The sequence below is a fragment of the Flavobacterium terrae genome (genome assembly GCF_900142035.1).
GTDB classification, from domain to species: Bacteria; Bacteroidota; Bacteroidia; order Flavobacteriales; family Flavobacteriaceae; genus Flavobacterium; species Flavobacterium terrae.
Map to the genome: position 1 here is coordinate 459,687 of NZ_FQZI01000001.1, position 15,636 is coordinate 475,322.

At 31.0% G+C, this 15,636-nt stretch carries 14 protein-coding genes; 6 read left to right on the forward strand and 8 right to left on the reverse strand.

Annotated features, from left to right (window positions below):
* Window positions 1-35 precede the first annotated feature (35 nt).
* Window positions 36-428 (reverse strand): ribonuclease P protein component, encoded by a 393-nt coding sequence (rnpA, locus tag BUC09_RS02090; protein WP_073308215.1) that lies wholly within the window; start codon window positions 426-428, stop codon window positions 36-38.
* Between the two features lie 107 nt (window positions 429-535).
* Here rnpA and BUC09_RS02095 point away from each other — a divergent pair, with 107 nt between their 5' ends.
* Window positions 536-1,555, forward strand: coding sequence for an SAM-dependent methyltransferase (locus tag BUC09_RS02095; RefSeq protein WP_073308217.1), 1,020 nt, complete (start codon window positions 536-538; stop codon window positions 1,553-1,555).
* 256 nt (window positions 1,556-1,811) lie between these two features.
* Here the strand turns inward: BUC09_RS02095 and BUC09_RS02105 are convergent, their stop codons facing one another.
* Together BUC09_RS02105 and BUC09_RS02110 are read right to left on the reverse strand one after the other, a co-directional pair.
* Window positions 1,812-2,120 (reverse strand): hypothetical protein, encoded by a 309-nt coding sequence (locus BUC09_RS02105; RefSeq protein ID WP_084127060.1) that lies wholly within the window; start codon window positions 2,118-2,120, stop codon window positions 1,812-1,814.
* Window positions 2,121-2,614: 494 nt separating this feature from the next.
* Window positions 2,615-3,103: an SMI1/KNR4 family protein gene (locus BUC09_RS02110; RefSeq protein WP_073308223.1), complete on the reverse strand. Its 489-nt coding sequence runs from the start codon at window positions 3,101-3,103 to the stop codon at window positions 2,615-2,617.
* 448 nt (window positions 3,104-3,551) lie between these two features.
* On the opposite strand from BUC09_RS02110, the gene BUC09_RS02115 reads away from it, so the two are divergent.
* Window positions 3,552-3,764, forward strand: coding sequence for a hypothetical protein (locus BUC09_RS02115; protein WP_073308225.1), 213 nt, complete (start codon window positions 3,552-3,554; stop codon window positions 3,762-3,764).
* A gap of 55 nt (window positions 3,765-3,819) precedes the next feature.
* Here BUC09_RS02115 and BUC09_RS02120 read toward each other — a convergent pair whose 3' ends face one another.
* The 3 genes from BUC09_RS02120 to BUC09_RS02130 all read right to left on the reverse strand — a co-directional run bounded on the left by BUC09_RS02120 (window position 3,820) and on the right by BUC09_RS02130 (window position 8,332).
* A complete protein-coding gene (locus tag BUC09_RS02120; RefSeq protein WP_073308227.1) occupies window positions 3,820-5,688 on the reverse strand; it encodes a M1 family metallopeptidase in 1,869 nt (622 codons plus the stop codon).
* Between the two features lie 114 nt (window positions 5,689-5,802).
* Window positions 5,803-7,410 (reverse strand): S8 family peptidase, encoded by a 1,608-nt coding sequence (locus BUC09_RS02125; protein WP_073308229.1) that lies wholly within the window; start codon window positions 7,408-7,410, stop codon window positions 5,803-5,805.
* Window positions 7,411-7,471: 61 nt separating this feature from the next.
* Entirely contained in the window at window positions 7,472-8,332 is an 861-nt protein-coding gene (locus BUC09_RS02130) for an MBL fold metallo-hydrolase (protein ID WP_073308231.1), read from the reverse strand.
* A gap of 245 nt (window positions 8,333-8,577) precedes the next feature.
* On the opposite strand from BUC09_RS02130, the gene BUC09_RS02135 reads away from it, so the two are divergent.
* Window positions 8,578-11,118 carry a CHAT domain-containing protein gene (locus BUC09_RS02135; RefSeq protein ID WP_159432928.1) on the forward strand — a complete coding sequence of 847 codons (2,541 nt, stop codon included), beginning with the start codon at window positions 8,578-8,580 and terminating at the stop codon, window positions 11,116-11,118.
* Here BUC09_RS02135 and BUC09_RS02140 read toward each other — a convergent pair.
* Window positions 11,085-11,804: a tetratricopeptide repeat protein gene (locus BUC09_RS02140; protein WP_073308235.1), complete on the reverse strand. Its 720-nt coding sequence runs from the start codon at window positions 11,802-11,804 to the stop codon at window positions 11,085-11,087. The two genes, BUC09_RS02135 and BUC09_RS02140, sit on opposite strands and share 34 nt — an antisense overlap.
* Window positions 11,797-12,342: an RNA polymerase sigma factor gene (locus BUC09_RS02145; protein ID WP_073308237.1), complete on the reverse strand. Its 546-nt coding sequence runs from the start codon at window positions 12,340-12,342 to the stop codon at window positions 11,797-11,799. Before BUC09_RS02145 ends, BUC09_RS02140 begins: the two co-directional genes overlap by 8 nt.
* A gap of 118 nt (window positions 12,343-12,460) precedes the next feature.
* Between BUC09_RS02145 and BUC09_RS02150 the strand changes: the two genes are divergently transcribed.
* The 3 genes from BUC09_RS02150 to BUC09_RS02160 all read left to right on the forward strand — a co-directional run bounded on the left by BUC09_RS02150 (window position 12,461) and on the right by BUC09_RS02160 (window position 15,636).
* Entirely contained in the window at window positions 12,461-13,777 is a 1,317-nt protein-coding gene (locus BUC09_RS02150; protein WP_073308239.1) for an OmpA family protein, read from the forward strand.
* A gap of 95 nt (window positions 13,778-13,872) precedes the next feature.
* Entirely contained in the window at window positions 13,873-14,613 is a 741-nt protein-coding gene (locus tag BUC09_RS02155; RefSeq protein ID WP_073308240.1) for a hypothetical protein, read from the forward strand.
* Window positions 14,614-14,625: 12 nt separating this feature from the next.
* Window positions 14,626-15,636 carry an Ig-like domain-containing protein gene (locus BUC09_RS02160; RefSeq protein ID WP_073308242.1) on the forward strand — a complete coding sequence of 337 codons (1,011 nt, stop codon included), beginning with the start codon at window positions 14,626-14,628 and terminating at the stop codon, window positions 15,634-15,636.

Genomic DNA, 15,636 nt, shown 5'->3' on the forward strand with positions numbered 1-15,636 from the left:
AAGAGTCCCGATTTTCGGGACTCTTTTATTTTGTTTTATTCTTTCGAAATATCTTTTTGAATGGCTGTGGCAAACTTTTCAAATAATTGAATAGTCTTTTCGGTCACTTCTTGATAGTTTAATCGATCTTTTGTTTGGTACAAAAACATAAAAGCGTAGTTTTTATTTTCAATAGCATCAATCAAAACGCTTTTATTTAATCGATACGCTTCACGTAAGACACGTTTGTAATAATTTCTATCAACTGCCTTTTTAAAATGTTTTTTAGATACTGAAACGCCTAATTTAATCTTTGAGTCTTCTAAATCTGAAATTTCAACGTAAACTAATCGTAAAGGATATTTTGAAACAGATTTCCCTTCGGAAAAAAGTTGATCTATTAAAGTTCTACTTTTAAGCTTTTCGTTTTTTGGATACGTATGTTTCATTGGCGCAAAATTACTAAAAGCAGTTGTGTTTTCAATATGTTTTAATAAAGATCAAAAACTTATGTTCTACGTACTATTTATATTTTGTGTAAGTTTGAAATAAAAAGATGCAGCATTATAGAGACGAGTTGTTGAAAATTGGAACTGTTTTTCAGAGAGAGGAAATTGATTTTCTAGAACTTTCATCGGCAATTAACGCTTATAAACAAATTATATACGGATTAACCAATATAGATATCCATTCGGATGCAAGCCGCCAAGACATTCATTCTTCAAATGGTAAGGCGATAGGAACAACATGGGCGGCTATGTGTTTAGAGGATATATTAAGAACTAAGAAGTTCATAAACGGTGTCTTTAAAGCTATAGAGAAACTTAAAAGAGATGGAAAAAAGACCATTCATATTCTTTATGCTGGAACAGGTCCTTTTGCTACTCTTCTATTGCCGGTTTTAGCACAATATTCTTCTGAAGAATTAAAAACAACTTTAATCGAAATAAATACAGAGAGTTTTACTTTCATGAAAGCTCTTATTGAACAATTGGGTTTTGACGAACATGTGCTAGCCTATAAAAATGAGGATGCTACGAAATTGAAAATTGAAAACCCAGAAACTATCGATATTGTTTTGAGTGAAACCTTACAAAGAGGTTTAGTTGTAGAACAGCAAGTGCCCATAACTATTAATTTATTGAAACAAATACCTCAACCAATACTATTGATTCCAGAATCATTAGCTCTAGATGTATGTTGGATGAATTACAATGTTTTTATGAACAGAAGTATAGAAACTAATGAAGAATCGTACTGCTTACCAATAAAAAGGTTAATCGAAATCAACAAAAACTCACATGAAAATCTAATTTTTGATTTTAATAATTCTAATGTGCAAATTCTGGCTCAGGAAAAAATAGAACTATCTTCCAATAAGCAACAACCAGATTATAATCATTTGGCACTTATAACTAGAATTAAAGTTTTTGAAGATGAAGAAATTTTGATGAACGAAAGTGGTTTGACTTTACCTATCTTCTTAAAAATGCCAGAAGAAGCAAACAATGCCCAAATATTAACTATCTCCTATAAAATTGATGAAATACCTGGGTATACTTTAGAGTATTCTTGATATACTTGTATTTGCTTTCAAAAAAAGACAATGTTTAATTCAAATTTATTTCCTTTTTTGTGGGCACGGATTGCAAATCCGCGCTATCTGGTTCTTTCTTTGTGGGCACGGATTTATAATTTGTACAATCTTACTAAACAGACTAATAGCAATATAAAAATAAAAAAACCACAACAAGTAGAGTTGTGGTTTAAATCTATGTTTTTTTAAATTTTTAAGTACAAAAAATATGCTCGCCTTAATGCTAAATTTAGAATTAATAAGTACCGTCCGGTTCAATATAGCCGTGAGGACGAGAATAATATAAAATATCGTAGTTTTTTGCATCAACATAGCAAGAACAGTAATAACCTTCAATTAAAGATATTAATTCACCTTTTTCATTATATTGAATATTGCTATCAGGTGTTTTAAAGAAAACTCTATAAATTTCTCTTTTTTTGTTCTCCCTGTCTTCTATCTCTTCTTTGTCCCAACATTCTATACCTATTTTTTTGTCATAGTCTAGCCAACCTATGGTTTTCATGTTTTTTTCTACCTTTTCGATAATTTGTTCTTTAGTCATTATTTTGTGATTTTAATTTTTGATATATCTATCCCTGATTTTTCTAGTTTTATCAAAATAGGTTTAATGTTGTCGTCAAAAGCGTTTTTCAATTGTTCTTTATTGAACCCTGCTGCGCAAAGTCTCCCGACTTTGAGCTACTACAAATAAACATACTTTTTTGAAAATGGAGATATTAGATTTCTAAGAAAAAAGCCACAATGTAAATACTGTGGCTTTTAATTATCTTAACGCAAAGTCAGGAGACTTTGCGAAGCGGGGATTCTCCCAATGCCAGTTTTGCCCGTCAAATATAAGGTTCCTCTCTTTTATTAGTTGCTTTTCTTTTGCTAGTAGTTCTAGATACTCTTTAACAAAATCATCACTTATCGAATCAAGTTTGGTTGCTAACGCTTGCACTTCTTTTTTAGTCCCTCTGAAAATTTCTTTACCTTCTTTAAAAAATTCTTTGTAATTGTTTTACAATAAAAAAGCTGCCCGAAGACAGCTTTAAATTATACAGATAACCCGTTTTCTGATAAATAGACTAGTTTTTCCACTAAATCTTTAAATGTTTTGAAAGGCATTTTATATAATATTTCTCCATCATCGGTATCATACCCTTTACTTGTTGATAAGTTCCAAGGTTGTGGATTATCCCCTTCGTCTAAATAAATAAAAGAAAAAAGTGCGCCATCAAGATTATGTATGATTGCAATAGGACGACTGATAACGATTCTTCTTTTTGCTGCTTTTTCTTTATAATACTCTACAGCTTTGAGGTAGTTTTCTTTATAATCATCTAATTGAATGCTGTTAAATTTACCTCCAATAGCTAAAAACTCTTTATAAGCTTGAGGTAATGAATTACCATTATTTAAATCTTTTTCTATTTTTGTTATTTCTTCGTCAGAAAAACCTCTTGGTGGACCAAATGTAGAATAATGGGCGTCCTTTTTCAAATCCTTGAAGTCCTTATATTTTTTTAAAAATTTTATTTCCATAATTTTATTTTTTTATCATATCTAATAAATCCGAAGTACCTTCCCACGCTTCAGCACGAATCCTTTCGTTTGGCTTAGTTAATATAACGATAAAGACTAGTGCATGATTTTAAAATACCTATAAAAATATTAAGTTAAAAAAACACTTAATGTTACTACGCGAAAAGATTTGCGCGGGAGCGGGGAATTATAGTTAATGTGTTTTAATTTAATTTACAGTAAATCAATAGATTAAATCTAATAAATGTATAGTTATATTTTATAAATTATACCCCTGTAATTTATAAAATCAAACTTAATGGCAATTTTTTAGACTCAATTATGAATTAGTTTTGACAAGGTAATTTTGATTGATAGGGTTTGTATAAGCATGCTCATATCAATTAAGAAAAGTCAAAAATCTCAATTGACTTTAAAGGCTTGAGGTAAAATATTCTAAAAAATTATTATGAAAACAATTGAAAATTTTAAACAAAAAACTTTAATTAAAAATGAATTAAAAAATGTGCAAGGTGGTGTTTTTATTCCTACTGGTGGATATTGTACTCCTACTAACAATTTTGTTACTGGATTTTATGATACAAATGGGAATGGAAGACAAGATTCTGGCGAACTTACTGTTACATTCGCAACAAGTGGACCTCGCATGCAAGCTGTATAAAAAAATAAAAACCACAACGTTTAGGTTGTGGTTTTTTTAATTGACTAAATCAAATTTACTTTTTAAAATAAATATTGTTTTCTCTATTCACATCAGCTAGTAAACCGCTGTTATCAATTGCAATCGATTTAATGTTTGATTTTTGAGAGTTAATCGTGAAATCATACGTAGGATATGCCCAATCCCAACCTTCTAAATCAGTTCTTTTTATTCCGGTTTCGTTAGGTTTTGACCAGCGTAATAATGTTTGTGGAACATAAAATAATTCTTGACTGCCATCCTCATAAGTTACAACAACATCTAAAGGCATAGGCATACGCCCAATTCTTTCTAGAGTTACTTTGGTTGTATTTCCGTTTTCAGATACTTGCTTAATACCATAATCAATAGTATTTGTGGTTTGTGTCCAATCGGTCAAATACCAATCAAGGTTGGCGCCAGTAATTTTTTCTGCAACATGTTTTATATCCTTTGGTGTAGGATGTGTAAACTTATAGTCAGCATAGTAACGTTTTAATGTTTTATGTAGGTTTTCTTTACCAATGATATATTCTAACTGTGATAAGAAAATGTTTCCTTTACTGTACGCTTGAATGCTATACGGACGATTTTCATCATATCTATCAGCGTGAGTTGCTTGTGATTGTTCTTTCCCCGATTTTACTAATGAAGCGTACCCTTTGTATGAATCCTCATGAGGATTAGCCAATTTCTTTTCTGAGATTTCATTGATTCCGTAGTTTTCTAACCAAGTAGTGAAGCCTTCGTCCATCCAGCTGTGTTTTGCTTCGTTTGTTGCTAAAACATGTTGGAACCAAGAGTGTGCCATTTCATGAGCAGTAACACCAACTAATCCTTCTTCAGATCCTTCACCAAGGATTAAAGTACACATGGCATACTCCATACCGCCATCACCACCTTGAATAACAGAATATTGTTTGTAAGGATATTGCCCCACAGTTTTATTGTAAATATCCATTAACTGTGAAGTCTTAGGTTGAAGATTTTTCCAATTTTGTATAAACTCAGGTTTGTTTTGATATAAGAAATGAAGTGTAACACCATCAGGACGAACTAGTTTGTCGTGAATGTATTCTTTGTCTGCAGCCCATGTAAAATCATGTACATTTGGTGCATTGAAATGCCAAGTTAAGGTCTTGGCTTTTTTAGGATATATTACGTTTACACCAGTGTCTTCGTAACCTTTCCCAATTTCGTTTCCGTTTTGTAAATAGCCACTTGCCCCTAAAGTATAATTTTTATCGATTGTAATTTTTACATCAAAATCACCCCAAACACCATGAAATTCACGAGCGATATATGGGTCTGCTTGCCAACCATCGATATCATATTCGGCTAGTTTAGGATACCATTGCGCCATTGAAAGTTCGATACCTTCTTTATTATTTCTACCTGAACGACGAATTTGAACTGGAACTTGGCCATCAAAATCTAAAGTAAATGTTGTTGAGGTTTTAGGCGCTAAAGGTTTGGCTAAATCAACTTCAAGAATAGTACTTACTCGCTTGTTGTTTACTGAAACACCATCTTGTTTAAGGTTGTTTACATATAAGTAGCCAATTTCATTAGGTTTGAGTGCAGAAATTCTACTTTCTCTGGTTTCTTTATCACCCGATTTTACTTTGGTTACCATTCGGCCATCTGGATCTTTGATTGATTTTAATCGCGCATCCATTGGGCTGTTAGGTTGAAAGGCATTATTGAACAAATGGAAATATACTCTTTTTAATGTGTCTGGAGAATTATTGGTATAGACTAAAGTTTGTTTTCCTTTGTATTGATAAGTTTTCACGTCCATATTGACTTCCATTTTGTAATCAACATGTTGTTGCCAATACCCAGGATTGGGATTGTTTTGCGCCATGAGTAGCGATGGAAATAGAAGTAAAAATAATTTTCTCATTTGTGATGTTTTTAAATAAAAAAAGTGCTTTCGCACAAGGGATGGAAGCAAAGTACCATGTACTGCGGACAGCCCGACCCACGCCCTGAGGCGTGGGATGTGCCCAAATTATATTTATTTTTTTACTGTTTTTTCTGCTAAAATTAATGCGTTGTAAGCATTAACAATTTTTCCAGTTTTTGATATTGCTCCTAAAGTTGTTTGTCCTCCAGTTTCACCAGCTAATGTAATTGTATTGTTTAGTGGTGTTCCAGAATCCATAATGATATGTTTTACTTGAGAAGCAGTTAACGATGGGTAGTAAGCTCTGATTAGAGCCGCAACACCTGCAACATTTGGAGAAGCCATTGACGTTCCTTGTAAATACTCGTAAGTGTTGTTAGGAGTAGTAGCGTAAATTTTAACACCAGGCGCAAAAATATCTACATTTTCTTTTCCGTAGTTAGAGAAATTAGCCATTAAACCAGAACCATATTCATAATTTAATGCTCCAATTGTAAGCACGTTATCTGCAAATTCAGCCCCTTTTGGCTCTGCATCGTTAGGGAAGTTGTTAGCAACATCAATATCTTCAGCATCGTTACCAGCAGCATGCACAAATAATACATCTTTAGATTCAGCATATTTTATGGCATCGTAAACCCATTGTTTGTTTGGAGAGAAGCTTTTACCAAAACTTCCGTTAATTACTTTAGCGCCATTGTCTACCGCATAACGAATTGCTAAAGCGATATCTTTATCATACTCATCACCGTTAGGAACGGCACGACAAGCCATGATTTTTACTACATCAGAAGCTACACCATCACCACCTTTGTTGTTTCCACGTACTTGAGCAATGATTCCAGCAACGTGAGTTCCGTGTTTTCCGCTTTCTTTTTTAGGACCAATTACGTTTGCGTTTCCGTATTTTTTATCGTTGATATCGTAAGGATTGTCACCAACTGGTTTTCTACCATCAAATTCTACGTTTAAATTATAGTTTAATTGATCATAAACATAGTCTTTGTATTCTTTCATTTCAGCATCAAAAGCCTTTTTGTCAGGGAATTGTGCTAAAACTTGTGAAATAATAGCTTGTGATTGCATCATTCCTTGGTCTGTTGCTTTAATTGCCTTTACTTCTGCTAGTGTATAGTCAGATTTCCCTAATTGTTTTGCAACAGCAGCTTCAGCAGCTAAAATCATATCTAATTGTTGCTTTTGGGGCTCAAGTTCAGTTTTCTTTTTTGTTAGTTCGGCTAAAGCATTTTCATACTGAACAGAACCGTCGTTTCCTTTCTTAACAATTCTTGTAAGTTCTAATTGTTCGTTATCAGAATCACCTAAGAAGTTCCAACCATGTAAATCATCTACATAACCATTGTTATCGTCATCTTTTTTGTTACCAGCAATTTCTTTAGGATTGGTCCAAATATTTGCTTTTAAATCTTCATGTTCGATGTCGATTCCAGAATCTACAACTGCAACAATAATTTTATTTGCTTTTTTACCTTTTAATAATTCAGCATAAGCCATATCAACACTCATACCAGGTACAGTATCTTTAACTAAATCTAAATGACTCCATCTTTGTAGTTGTTTGTCAGTTAGTTTAGTTGTTTTAAGAGGCATTTGGTCTATTTTAGTAGCATCTACTGTTACCATTTTTTGAGTTCCTCCACAACTTGCAAGTGCTAAAGCAAGTATACTTGATAAGTAAAAAGGTCTTGTGTTTTTCATGATATGAATTAAATATTTTATAAAAGTCTAAATTTAAGTAATAATACGATATTTTTTAACATTAGATTAATATATCCTCACAACGGTATACTTCTTTTAACCTAACTCCTTTTTCAGTTTGTTCGACAGTGATAATTTGGTTGTGTGCATCGTGCTCTAACCATAAATAATGGTTTTTTTCGGCAGCTGTTGTTAAAAATTTCGTTTTTTCCGGCATAGTTAATAGAGGGCGTGTATCATATCCCATAACATAAGGAATTGGAATGTGTCCAGCAGTGGCTAATAAATCGGCACAAAAAACTATTGTTTTTCCATTGTAGTTTATGTGTGGAATCATCTGCTTTTCAGTATGCCCATCTACATAATAAATATCGAAACCTAATTCTTTAGAAATTCCAAAATCTGAATCAGGTCTTTCAATAAATTTTAATTGGCCACTTTCTTGCATTGGCAAAATATTTTCAGAAAGAAAAGATGCTTTTTCTCTTGGGTTAGGTTTTGTTGCCCATTCCCAATGATTTTCATTGCTCCAAAAGGTTGCGTTTTTAAAAGCTACTTCGTATCCAGTTTTGTCTTTATTCCAGTTAACACTTCCGCCACAATGGTCAAAATGTAAGTGTGTCATGAAAACATCAGTAACATCGTCTCGGTGAAATCCATATTTGGCTAATGATGTATCTAACGAAAAATCTCCCCAAAGTGAATAATAACCAAAGAATTTTTCGGATTGTTTATTACCCATTCCAGTATCGATTAAAATCAAGCGATTTCCGTCTTCAATGAGCATACATCTTGCTGCAATATCTATTAGGTTGTTAGCGTCGGCTGGATTGGTTTTATTCCAAATAGTTTTTGGTACCACACCAAACATGCCTCCGCCGTCGAGCTTGAAGTTGCCAGCTTCTATAGGATATATCTTCATGATTTTAAAGTTAAATATTGTTTGTTACAAATATATTTTATTGTTAATTTAATTTAACAAGGTTTATGTAAAATATTAATTTTGTTATTACAAATAAAGTTTACTAAAACATTTTCTTTATGAAGTATAAATGCAATATTTATTTGCTTTTTTTTCTGATTTCATTTCATTTTGGTTTTTCCCAAAAAGATACTGTTGTAATAAATAAGGAAATTAGGTTTTTCGAAACTAAAATTAAAAAGTTAATGCCTCAAAGCAAGAGTTTTGAAATTATTGAAACCTACAAAACAATTCTTCAAAAACATCAAAATTATTTAGAGCAATTTTATCCAGAAAAATTAGCCAATATTTATTTAGAACTCTCTTTTTATTATTCAGACATTCACAATCAAAAGTATGAAATTGCTTATACAGAAAAAGCCATAGCTTTAATGGATAAGACACAAAAGTATAGCTTACAAGATTATTTAACAGCTTATAATGATTGGTATTATTACGTATCAAATTATGACGATAACAAAGAATCGAATCGAATTTATTTAAAGTTTGATATTTTTTATAAAAAGCTTCTTACTAATCCAATTGCAATTGATTCTAAAAATCTAAATTATGCACGAAGAATCTATGATAAGATGTATATACTGGAAAAGTTAAAAAGCAACTTATTAGATGATGCTCACTTAAAATTGGAAGCATTTTACAATAGGATTTTTAAAGCTAAAGAAATCGAGCAACAAGATGATATTTCTTTTTATATGTCTTGTTACGATGCATTTACCTACAAATATTATGAAAATAAAGATTATGTCAATGCAATCAAATACTTAAAAGAACTACAAAAGCAAGGAAAACAATTTAAGCTTCCGTTTTATGAAATGAAAGCAAATGCATTATTGGGTTCGATTTTCTATTATTTACAAGAGTTCGAAAAAGGAAAAAAACATTCGGAACTAGCGCTACAAAATTTTGAATTTTCTGCTTTTAGCTCCAGTAAATATTCGATCGAAACAATTAAGGCACTTAATCTTTCTGGGTTAAATAAAAATGATGAAGCAGCTAAAATAGTGGAACGAATTGTATCTGAAGTTTCGACTCAATATCTTAAAAATGAAGCATCAATATTAACACTTGATATTGATAAAATAAAAGAATTAAATTCACATCAATACATCAATATTTTTGCTTCGTCTTCTTTGATTTTTAAAAAGAAATATCAAAAGTCTCATAAATTATTAGATCTGCAAAAGGCAGAAAAACTGGCAACAATTGCCTCATTGATGTTTCAGGAGTTTTACAAAAATGGAGAATACAATCTTACACTTAGTGGCCTTCAGAATAAAATTACCGAAACTTTGCTTTTTATTTGTAGTCAAAATAAAACTTCTACAACTAAAAAAGTATTACTTCTAAATTTGATTGAACGCAATGTTTCTCAACATTTGTTTAAAGAAGTACAAAAGAAAATTTTACTTGAAAACTCAAAATTAGCTGAACTTTACAATGAATTAGAACAATTGCAAAATGAGAAAATATACTTTGAAGGTCTAATTCAAGAAACAGATAAAAACACTAAGAAAAAGGTTGAATATTTAGCCTTAGAGATTGAGAAAACTAAAAATGAATTAAAGCTAAAATATCCAAATTTCATGCAAGTTGATGATGATTTTGATATTGCTGTTATTCAGAAGAAACTCAAAGAGAAAGAACAAATTTGGAAATTTTATGTGGCTGATGAGTATGTTTACAGTTTATGTTTATCTCCAAAACAATTAGAAATTCATTCGCTTGGACAAATTAAGTTAATTAAGCCATTAACTTTAAATTGGGTACAACAATTAAAAAAGCCTAATTCGTTAGTACAACAACAAGCTAACCAATTAAAAAGTATTTTATTTCCGAAGAAGCTTCAAACTGAAAAATTAGCTATCATTCCGGATAATTTTCTGAATTATGTACCGTTTGAGGCTATTTTAAATACTTCTTCAAATGATTCATTTAAAGCTATATCATACTCTTATTCATTTCCAATGTGGATGTTGAGTAAAAAACAAGGAACAGATAAAACGAAACTAGAATTGGCTAGTTTTGCTCCTAATTATGGAACAAATACTTGGTTTAACAATCAAAAAGTGCAGCACTTACCTTTTGCTCAAAAAGAATCTGAAACTATTTCTGCCTTGTTTAATGGGACTTCATTTCAAAATAAGAATGCTACAAAAGAGAATTTTTTAAATTCAAATTCACCATTTAACGTCTATCACTTTGCTATGCATTCATTTTTGTATGAAGACGATTTTTCTAGATCTTGTTTGTTGTTTTCAAACAACCAACCGCTTTATTTTTCGGAATTATACAATCATTATATACCTGCAGATTTATTAGTCTTGAGTGCTTGTGATACCGGAAATGGTAAATTAGTAAAAGGAGAAGGTATTATGAGTTTGGCTAGGGCATTCACCTATGCAGGAGTAAAAAGTTCTGTAGTAAGTTTATGGCAAGTGCCCGATAAGGAAACATCAGAAATTATGATTTTGTTTTATGAAAATCTAAAAAAAGGTTTGCCCAAGGATGAAGCATTAGCATTAGCTAAACAAGAATTTATAAAACAAAATCCGTTAAAGAATCATCCCTATTTTTGGGCAGGATTTATTATTAACGGAGATGTTTCCCCCATTTGTAAATCATTTATTTATTATTGGTTGTTAGGAGGGCTTCTAACTATAGCTTTGGCTGTTATTTTCTGCCTGAAATATCATTCTAAATCACGTAATAAATCACGTGCTTGATTTTGAAACGGATTTTCACTTTTTATTAGTTTGTGAGCTAAGTTTTTACTTTTTTCAGTTTGATTTGTTTTGATATAGCATAAGGCTAAATACCATTTTATATAATTGTTAAAAGCGCTATTAGGTTTTTCTTGATAACTTTCAAAAACAGTCACAGCATCATTAAATCGTTCCAATTCCATTAGAGCTAACCCCTTATAAAACAAGGCATAATCGTCTTTGTCTTTGTCTAAAATTTCAGAAAATAAATGTAAAGCTCCTTCATAGTTTTTGCTGTCATAAGCATAAAAAGCTTCCGATTTAATATCATTAGCAATTGAACCTCGAACAGTTGGAGCTTCTACATTCGGAAATGTTTCATAATAGTCTTCATATAGTGAATCATTTGAGTTTAGACTCAATATCCAATAGCCAACAGAAGCAAAAACAACAAAACTTGCAGCAATTGAAATCCAACGAACTTTTAAATTCTTGGTCCTTTGTGGCGTTCTTTGATTTTCTAAAGCAATTAATTTTTCCTTTAAATTTTTACGTTCTTCTAGTTTTATAGCAGCTTTTACATTTTTTTGAAATTCAAATTCTGCTTTAAATGCAGCATCATTTTCTAGCTTTTCGAATAATAAAACTTTCTCTTCGTTGGTTAAAGTCCCTTCAAAATAGTGTATTAATAACGTTTCTTTATTCATCTTTTGAAGTTGTTAAATCTTTAAGTTGTTTTAAGCATCTCGACTTTTGACTTTTTAAAACATCTTTGTTTGTGTAAGCTAAAATCTCCATAATCTCATCTAATTTTTTTTCCTCATAGTAAAAAAGTTGCAATACTTTTTTACATTGTTCCCCTATTTTGCCCCAAGCTTTTTGTAAAAGCTGAACTTCACTATTTTCTTGTTCCTCTTCATAAAATTCCCAATCTAAATCATCAGGAATTGTTTCTTTTTTTATAGTATTCTTTTCAGCTTTTTTAAGTTTATGAAAAATCATGTATTTGCCTATACTATATAAATAAGTACTTATGTTACTCTGTAAATTATCAAGTAACCCTTTTTTGGCATTTTCGCATAAAACAATAACAGCATCTTGATAAATATCTATAATATCCTCTTTGTTAATCTCGTAGCGAGAGGCAAATAATATAAAACCATTTCGGTTGTCATTATAGATAGAGGCAATTGTTTTTTCGTCTCCTTTCTTTAAAGAATCTACTAATTGATTCGATTCATGCATTAGTGTTTGGAATTAGTTAAAAGTAAACATAGCCAATTTAAAATTTTTTTTTCATCTGATGTTTACCTTTTTCAATTTTTGGCACTAACCAACAAATCAAATAAAACAAAAGGGGATTATGAAAAAATTAGTATTGACAGGAATTCTGTTTTTGGCATTTATAAAGTTGAATGCTCAAGAGACTGTTGGAGGTCGTGTCTTAAAAAACACTAAAGACAAAACGTATGGTAAAGTTGAACAAAAAGGAGATGAAACAGTTGATAAGACTTTAGATAAAATTGAAGAAGGCATTGGTAGTATTTTTAAGAAGAAAGACAAGAAGAAAAAAGATAAAAAAGGAAGTTCTCAAAATGAAAGCGATAATGGATACCAATCACAAAGTGGAAATGGTTCTAATGCAGACTCAATGCCAGATTTTTCTTCTTATGAAGGGTTTGATTTTGTACCAGGGGAGAAAATAATCTTTTTTGAAGATTTTGCTCAAAGCCAAGAAGGAGCCAAACCAAAAAATTGGGACGGTAATGCAGAATTTACTACTACAACAGATACAGAAACTGGACAAAAAGCACTTTCTGTTATTCATGGTGGAGGATTTTTTCCAATGAGTTTAAAAACTTTACCACAAAATTTCACGATACAATTTGATGTAGTTGCACAACCAGATGTAGCTAATGGAACTTTAGACTTACGCTTTTTACCAGAAAAAGAAACCAATTTAGCAGATCCGTGGTTTAACAATGTGACACAAATATCTTTTAGTGGGTCTTCTCAAATCCCCAAAAAAGGAGGTAGCAGCATTGAACAAAAAGATGCAAATGGAAATATTATTGAAAGAAATGATGCTGAACGTTATTTTTCGGAATGGCATACTAATGAAAATCCGAGAGCAAAAATTTCGATTTCGAAAATAGGTGATAAAGTTTCGGTTTGGATCAATCAAACTAAAATTTGGGATAATGTATCCATCTTCAATACTAACATTAAATATAAGTTAGCTTTCCATTTTGGCGATTATTTCATTGAAAATATTTCTTTTTTAATGATGAATTTAAAAATCGCTACCAATGCTCCTCAAGTTAAAAATGATATTGCTAAAGGAAAATTCATTACAGCTAATATTTTATTCGATACGAATAGTGATGCAATAAAACCACAATCTTTTTCTATTCTAAAAGAAATCTCAGAAACCTTAAAAGCAAGCCCTACTATGAAAATAAAAATTGTTGGTCATACTGATAGTGATGGTGAAGCAAAATCAAATTTAGAGTTGTCGCAACGTAGAGCAGAAGCTGTTAAGAATGTGCTTTCTGGAGCTTTTGGCGTCGATGTGTCTCAATATACAACTGAGGGAAAAGGGGAAAGCTTGCCTTTGAATAAAAACGCAAATGCCTCTGAAAAAGCACAAAATAGACGTGTTGAATTTGTGCGACAATAAGCGAAGAGCCAAATTAAAAATTAGAGTTATGCCGAACGAAACACAAATCAGCGAAGCTAATTTATTAAACAATAAAAACTATAAAATATAAACAAATGAAAAAAATATTCTTATTATGTCTAGCTATGTTATCATTCTCTTGTTCCAATGATGATGAGCAACCTCAAATCACAACAGTTAAAGTTATTGATAAAATTAAAGTAGAAGGAACAGATTCTAATAGTTTTAGTAGTAATACACTAAAATATGAATATGATAGCAATAAGAGAATTTCTAAAATAACCCATTCAACTTTAATCAATCCAAACCTTAAAAACATCACTTTTACTTATGAAAACGGTATTCCAAAAAGTTCGGTTCGAACCAATAGTGATGTTTCTACAATAACATATTCTTATAATGGAAATATTTTAAGAAAATATCACGATGCGCTTTATGACGAAATTATAGTATTCAATCACGATGCAAGCTATAATTCCTATTCTTCAACTGCAATAGGCTTAAATTTTGTCGTAAACAATTTAAATGATGTTTCAAGAAGAACATACTATAGTAATGTTTTTGACTATAGTTTCGATACTAATAAAAAAGGACCATTTTACAATGTTGCAAATAAAGAATATATGCCAACATTAATTAATGCGATGCAGTTTACTCATTCTGAAATGTTTTTTCAATCTATTTATCCAGTAAATGCAATTTTTGACGATAATAATCAATCATTGTATCCATTTACAAATCAGTATGATACAGACGGTTTTGTTATTCAAAGTGATTTTGTAAATACTTCTAACAATGTGACTTACAAAGTGATATATACTTATAAAAACATCTAAACACTTAATAAAATGAAAAATATATATTCTCTTATTGCAATTTTTATTTGTTCAATTAGCTTTGGACAAATACTACCAAAGGAAGATGCTTGGTCTGGAATTATTACAGATAATTCAGGAAATCCAATAGCAAACACAGCCATTACCCTAAAATTTACTTATTCAGATAATGGTGCTACAACTTTATATAGTGAGCAACATGCAAAAACTACCGATGCTAATGGTTTTGTAACTGCAAATATTGGTCAAGGAACTGTATTGCAAAATGGATCGAGTTTACGTTATACCATATCTAACCTAAAATTAAAGGTAGAGGTTGATGCTGGTTCAGGTTTTGTTACACTTTCAGATGATTACCCTAAAGCAGTTCCTTTTGCAAATGCCGCCACTTATGCAGGAAATTTAACAGATAATTTTAATCAAATTATACTAGATGGAGCTAATGGAATTGAAATTTATGGACAAAATAAAGTAAATATTTTCAATGAAGTTGAGGTAAACACAAATGGATTAAAAATTTCTGATTTAGCTGGAGCAGGAACTAGAGAAGTGGTTGCTAATGCTGATGGTCAATTGCAAAGAAAACCAGTTCAAACTAAATATTTGAGTATTTCTGGAGCCGCTTTTGTTGGAAATGGATTGTATCAAGTACTCTATTTAAGTAATACAAGTGGAGGTGATCTTACGAGTGTATATAATCCATATCCATTAATTTTACCTCACGGTGCTACTATTACAAATTTCAAAGTAACTTATTATGACAATTCTACTAGAAATTTTAAATTAGCAATTGTAGAGATTGATAATATTCCTGGAACAACGGCTTATTCGTTTGCTAACTTTTTTGATTCTAGTATTTATCCGACTATTGCTTCAAATCAAGTTCAAAATATTCCAATTACAAAAACAATAGACAATTTAAATAAATCATATACATTGGCATTGACATCTGATCATTGGCCATTACCAAATGTGACATTAGATTTAAGGTTTTTAAGTGTTGTAATTACATATCAAGAATAA

What these genes read in the sequence shown, in the direction of transcription:
- rnpA (WP_073308215.1), bottom strand. Translation starts at nt 428, where the DNA reads ATGAAACATACGTATCCAAAAAACGAAAAGCTTAAAAGTAGAACTTTA.
- BUC09_RS02095 (WP_073308217.1), top strand. Translation starts at nt 536, where the DNA reads ATGCAGCATTATAGAGACGAGTTGTTGAAAATTGGAACTGTTTTTCAG.
- BUC09_RS02105 (WP_084127060.1), bottom strand. Translation starts at nt 2,120, where the DNA reads ATGACTAAAGAACAAATTATCGAAAAGGTAGAAAAAAACATGAAAACC.
- BUC09_RS02110 (WP_073308223.1), bottom strand. Translation starts at nt 3,103, where the DNA reads ATGGAAATAAAATTTTTAAAAAAATATAAGGACTTCAAGGATTTGAAA.
- BUC09_RS02115 (WP_073308225.1), top strand. Translation starts at nt 3,552, where the DNA reads ATGAAAACAATTGAAAATTTTAAACAAAAAACTTTAATTAAAAATGAA.
- BUC09_RS02120 (WP_073308227.1), bottom strand. Translation starts at nt 5,688, where the DNA reads ATGAGAAAATTATTTTTACTTCTATTTCCATCGCTACTCATGGCGCAA.
- BUC09_RS02125 (WP_073308229.1), bottom strand. Translation starts at nt 7,410, where the DNA reads ATGAAAAACACAAGACCTTTTTACTTATCAAGTATACTTGCTTTAGCA.
- BUC09_RS02130 (WP_073308231.1), bottom strand. Translation starts at nt 8,332, where the DNA reads ATGAAGATATATCCTATAGAAGCTGGCAACTTCAAGCTCGACGGCGGA.
- BUC09_RS02135 (WP_159432928.1), top strand. Translation starts at nt 8,578, where the DNA reads ATGCCTCAAAGCAAGAGTTTTGAAATTATTGAAACCTACAAAACAATT.
- BUC09_RS02140 (WP_073308235.1), bottom strand. Translation starts at nt 11,804, where the DNA reads ATGAATAAAGAAACGTTATTAATACACTATTTTGAAGGGACTTTAACC.
- BUC09_RS02145 (WP_073308237.1), bottom strand. Translation starts at nt 12,342, where the DNA reads ATGCATGAATCGAATCAATTAGTAGATTCTTTAAAGAAAGGAGACGAA.
- BUC09_RS02150 (WP_073308239.1), top strand. Translation starts at nt 12,461, where the DNA reads ATGAAAAAATTAGTATTGACAGGAATTCTGTTTTTGGCATTTATAAAG.
- BUC09_RS02155 (WP_073308240.1), top strand. Translation starts at nt 13,873, where the DNA reads ATGAAAAAAATATTCTTATTATGTCTAGCTATGTTATCATTCTCTTGT.
- BUC09_RS02160 (WP_073308242.1), top strand. Translation starts at nt 14,626, where the DNA reads ATGAAAAATATATATTCTCTTATTGCAATTTTTATTTGTTCAATTAGC.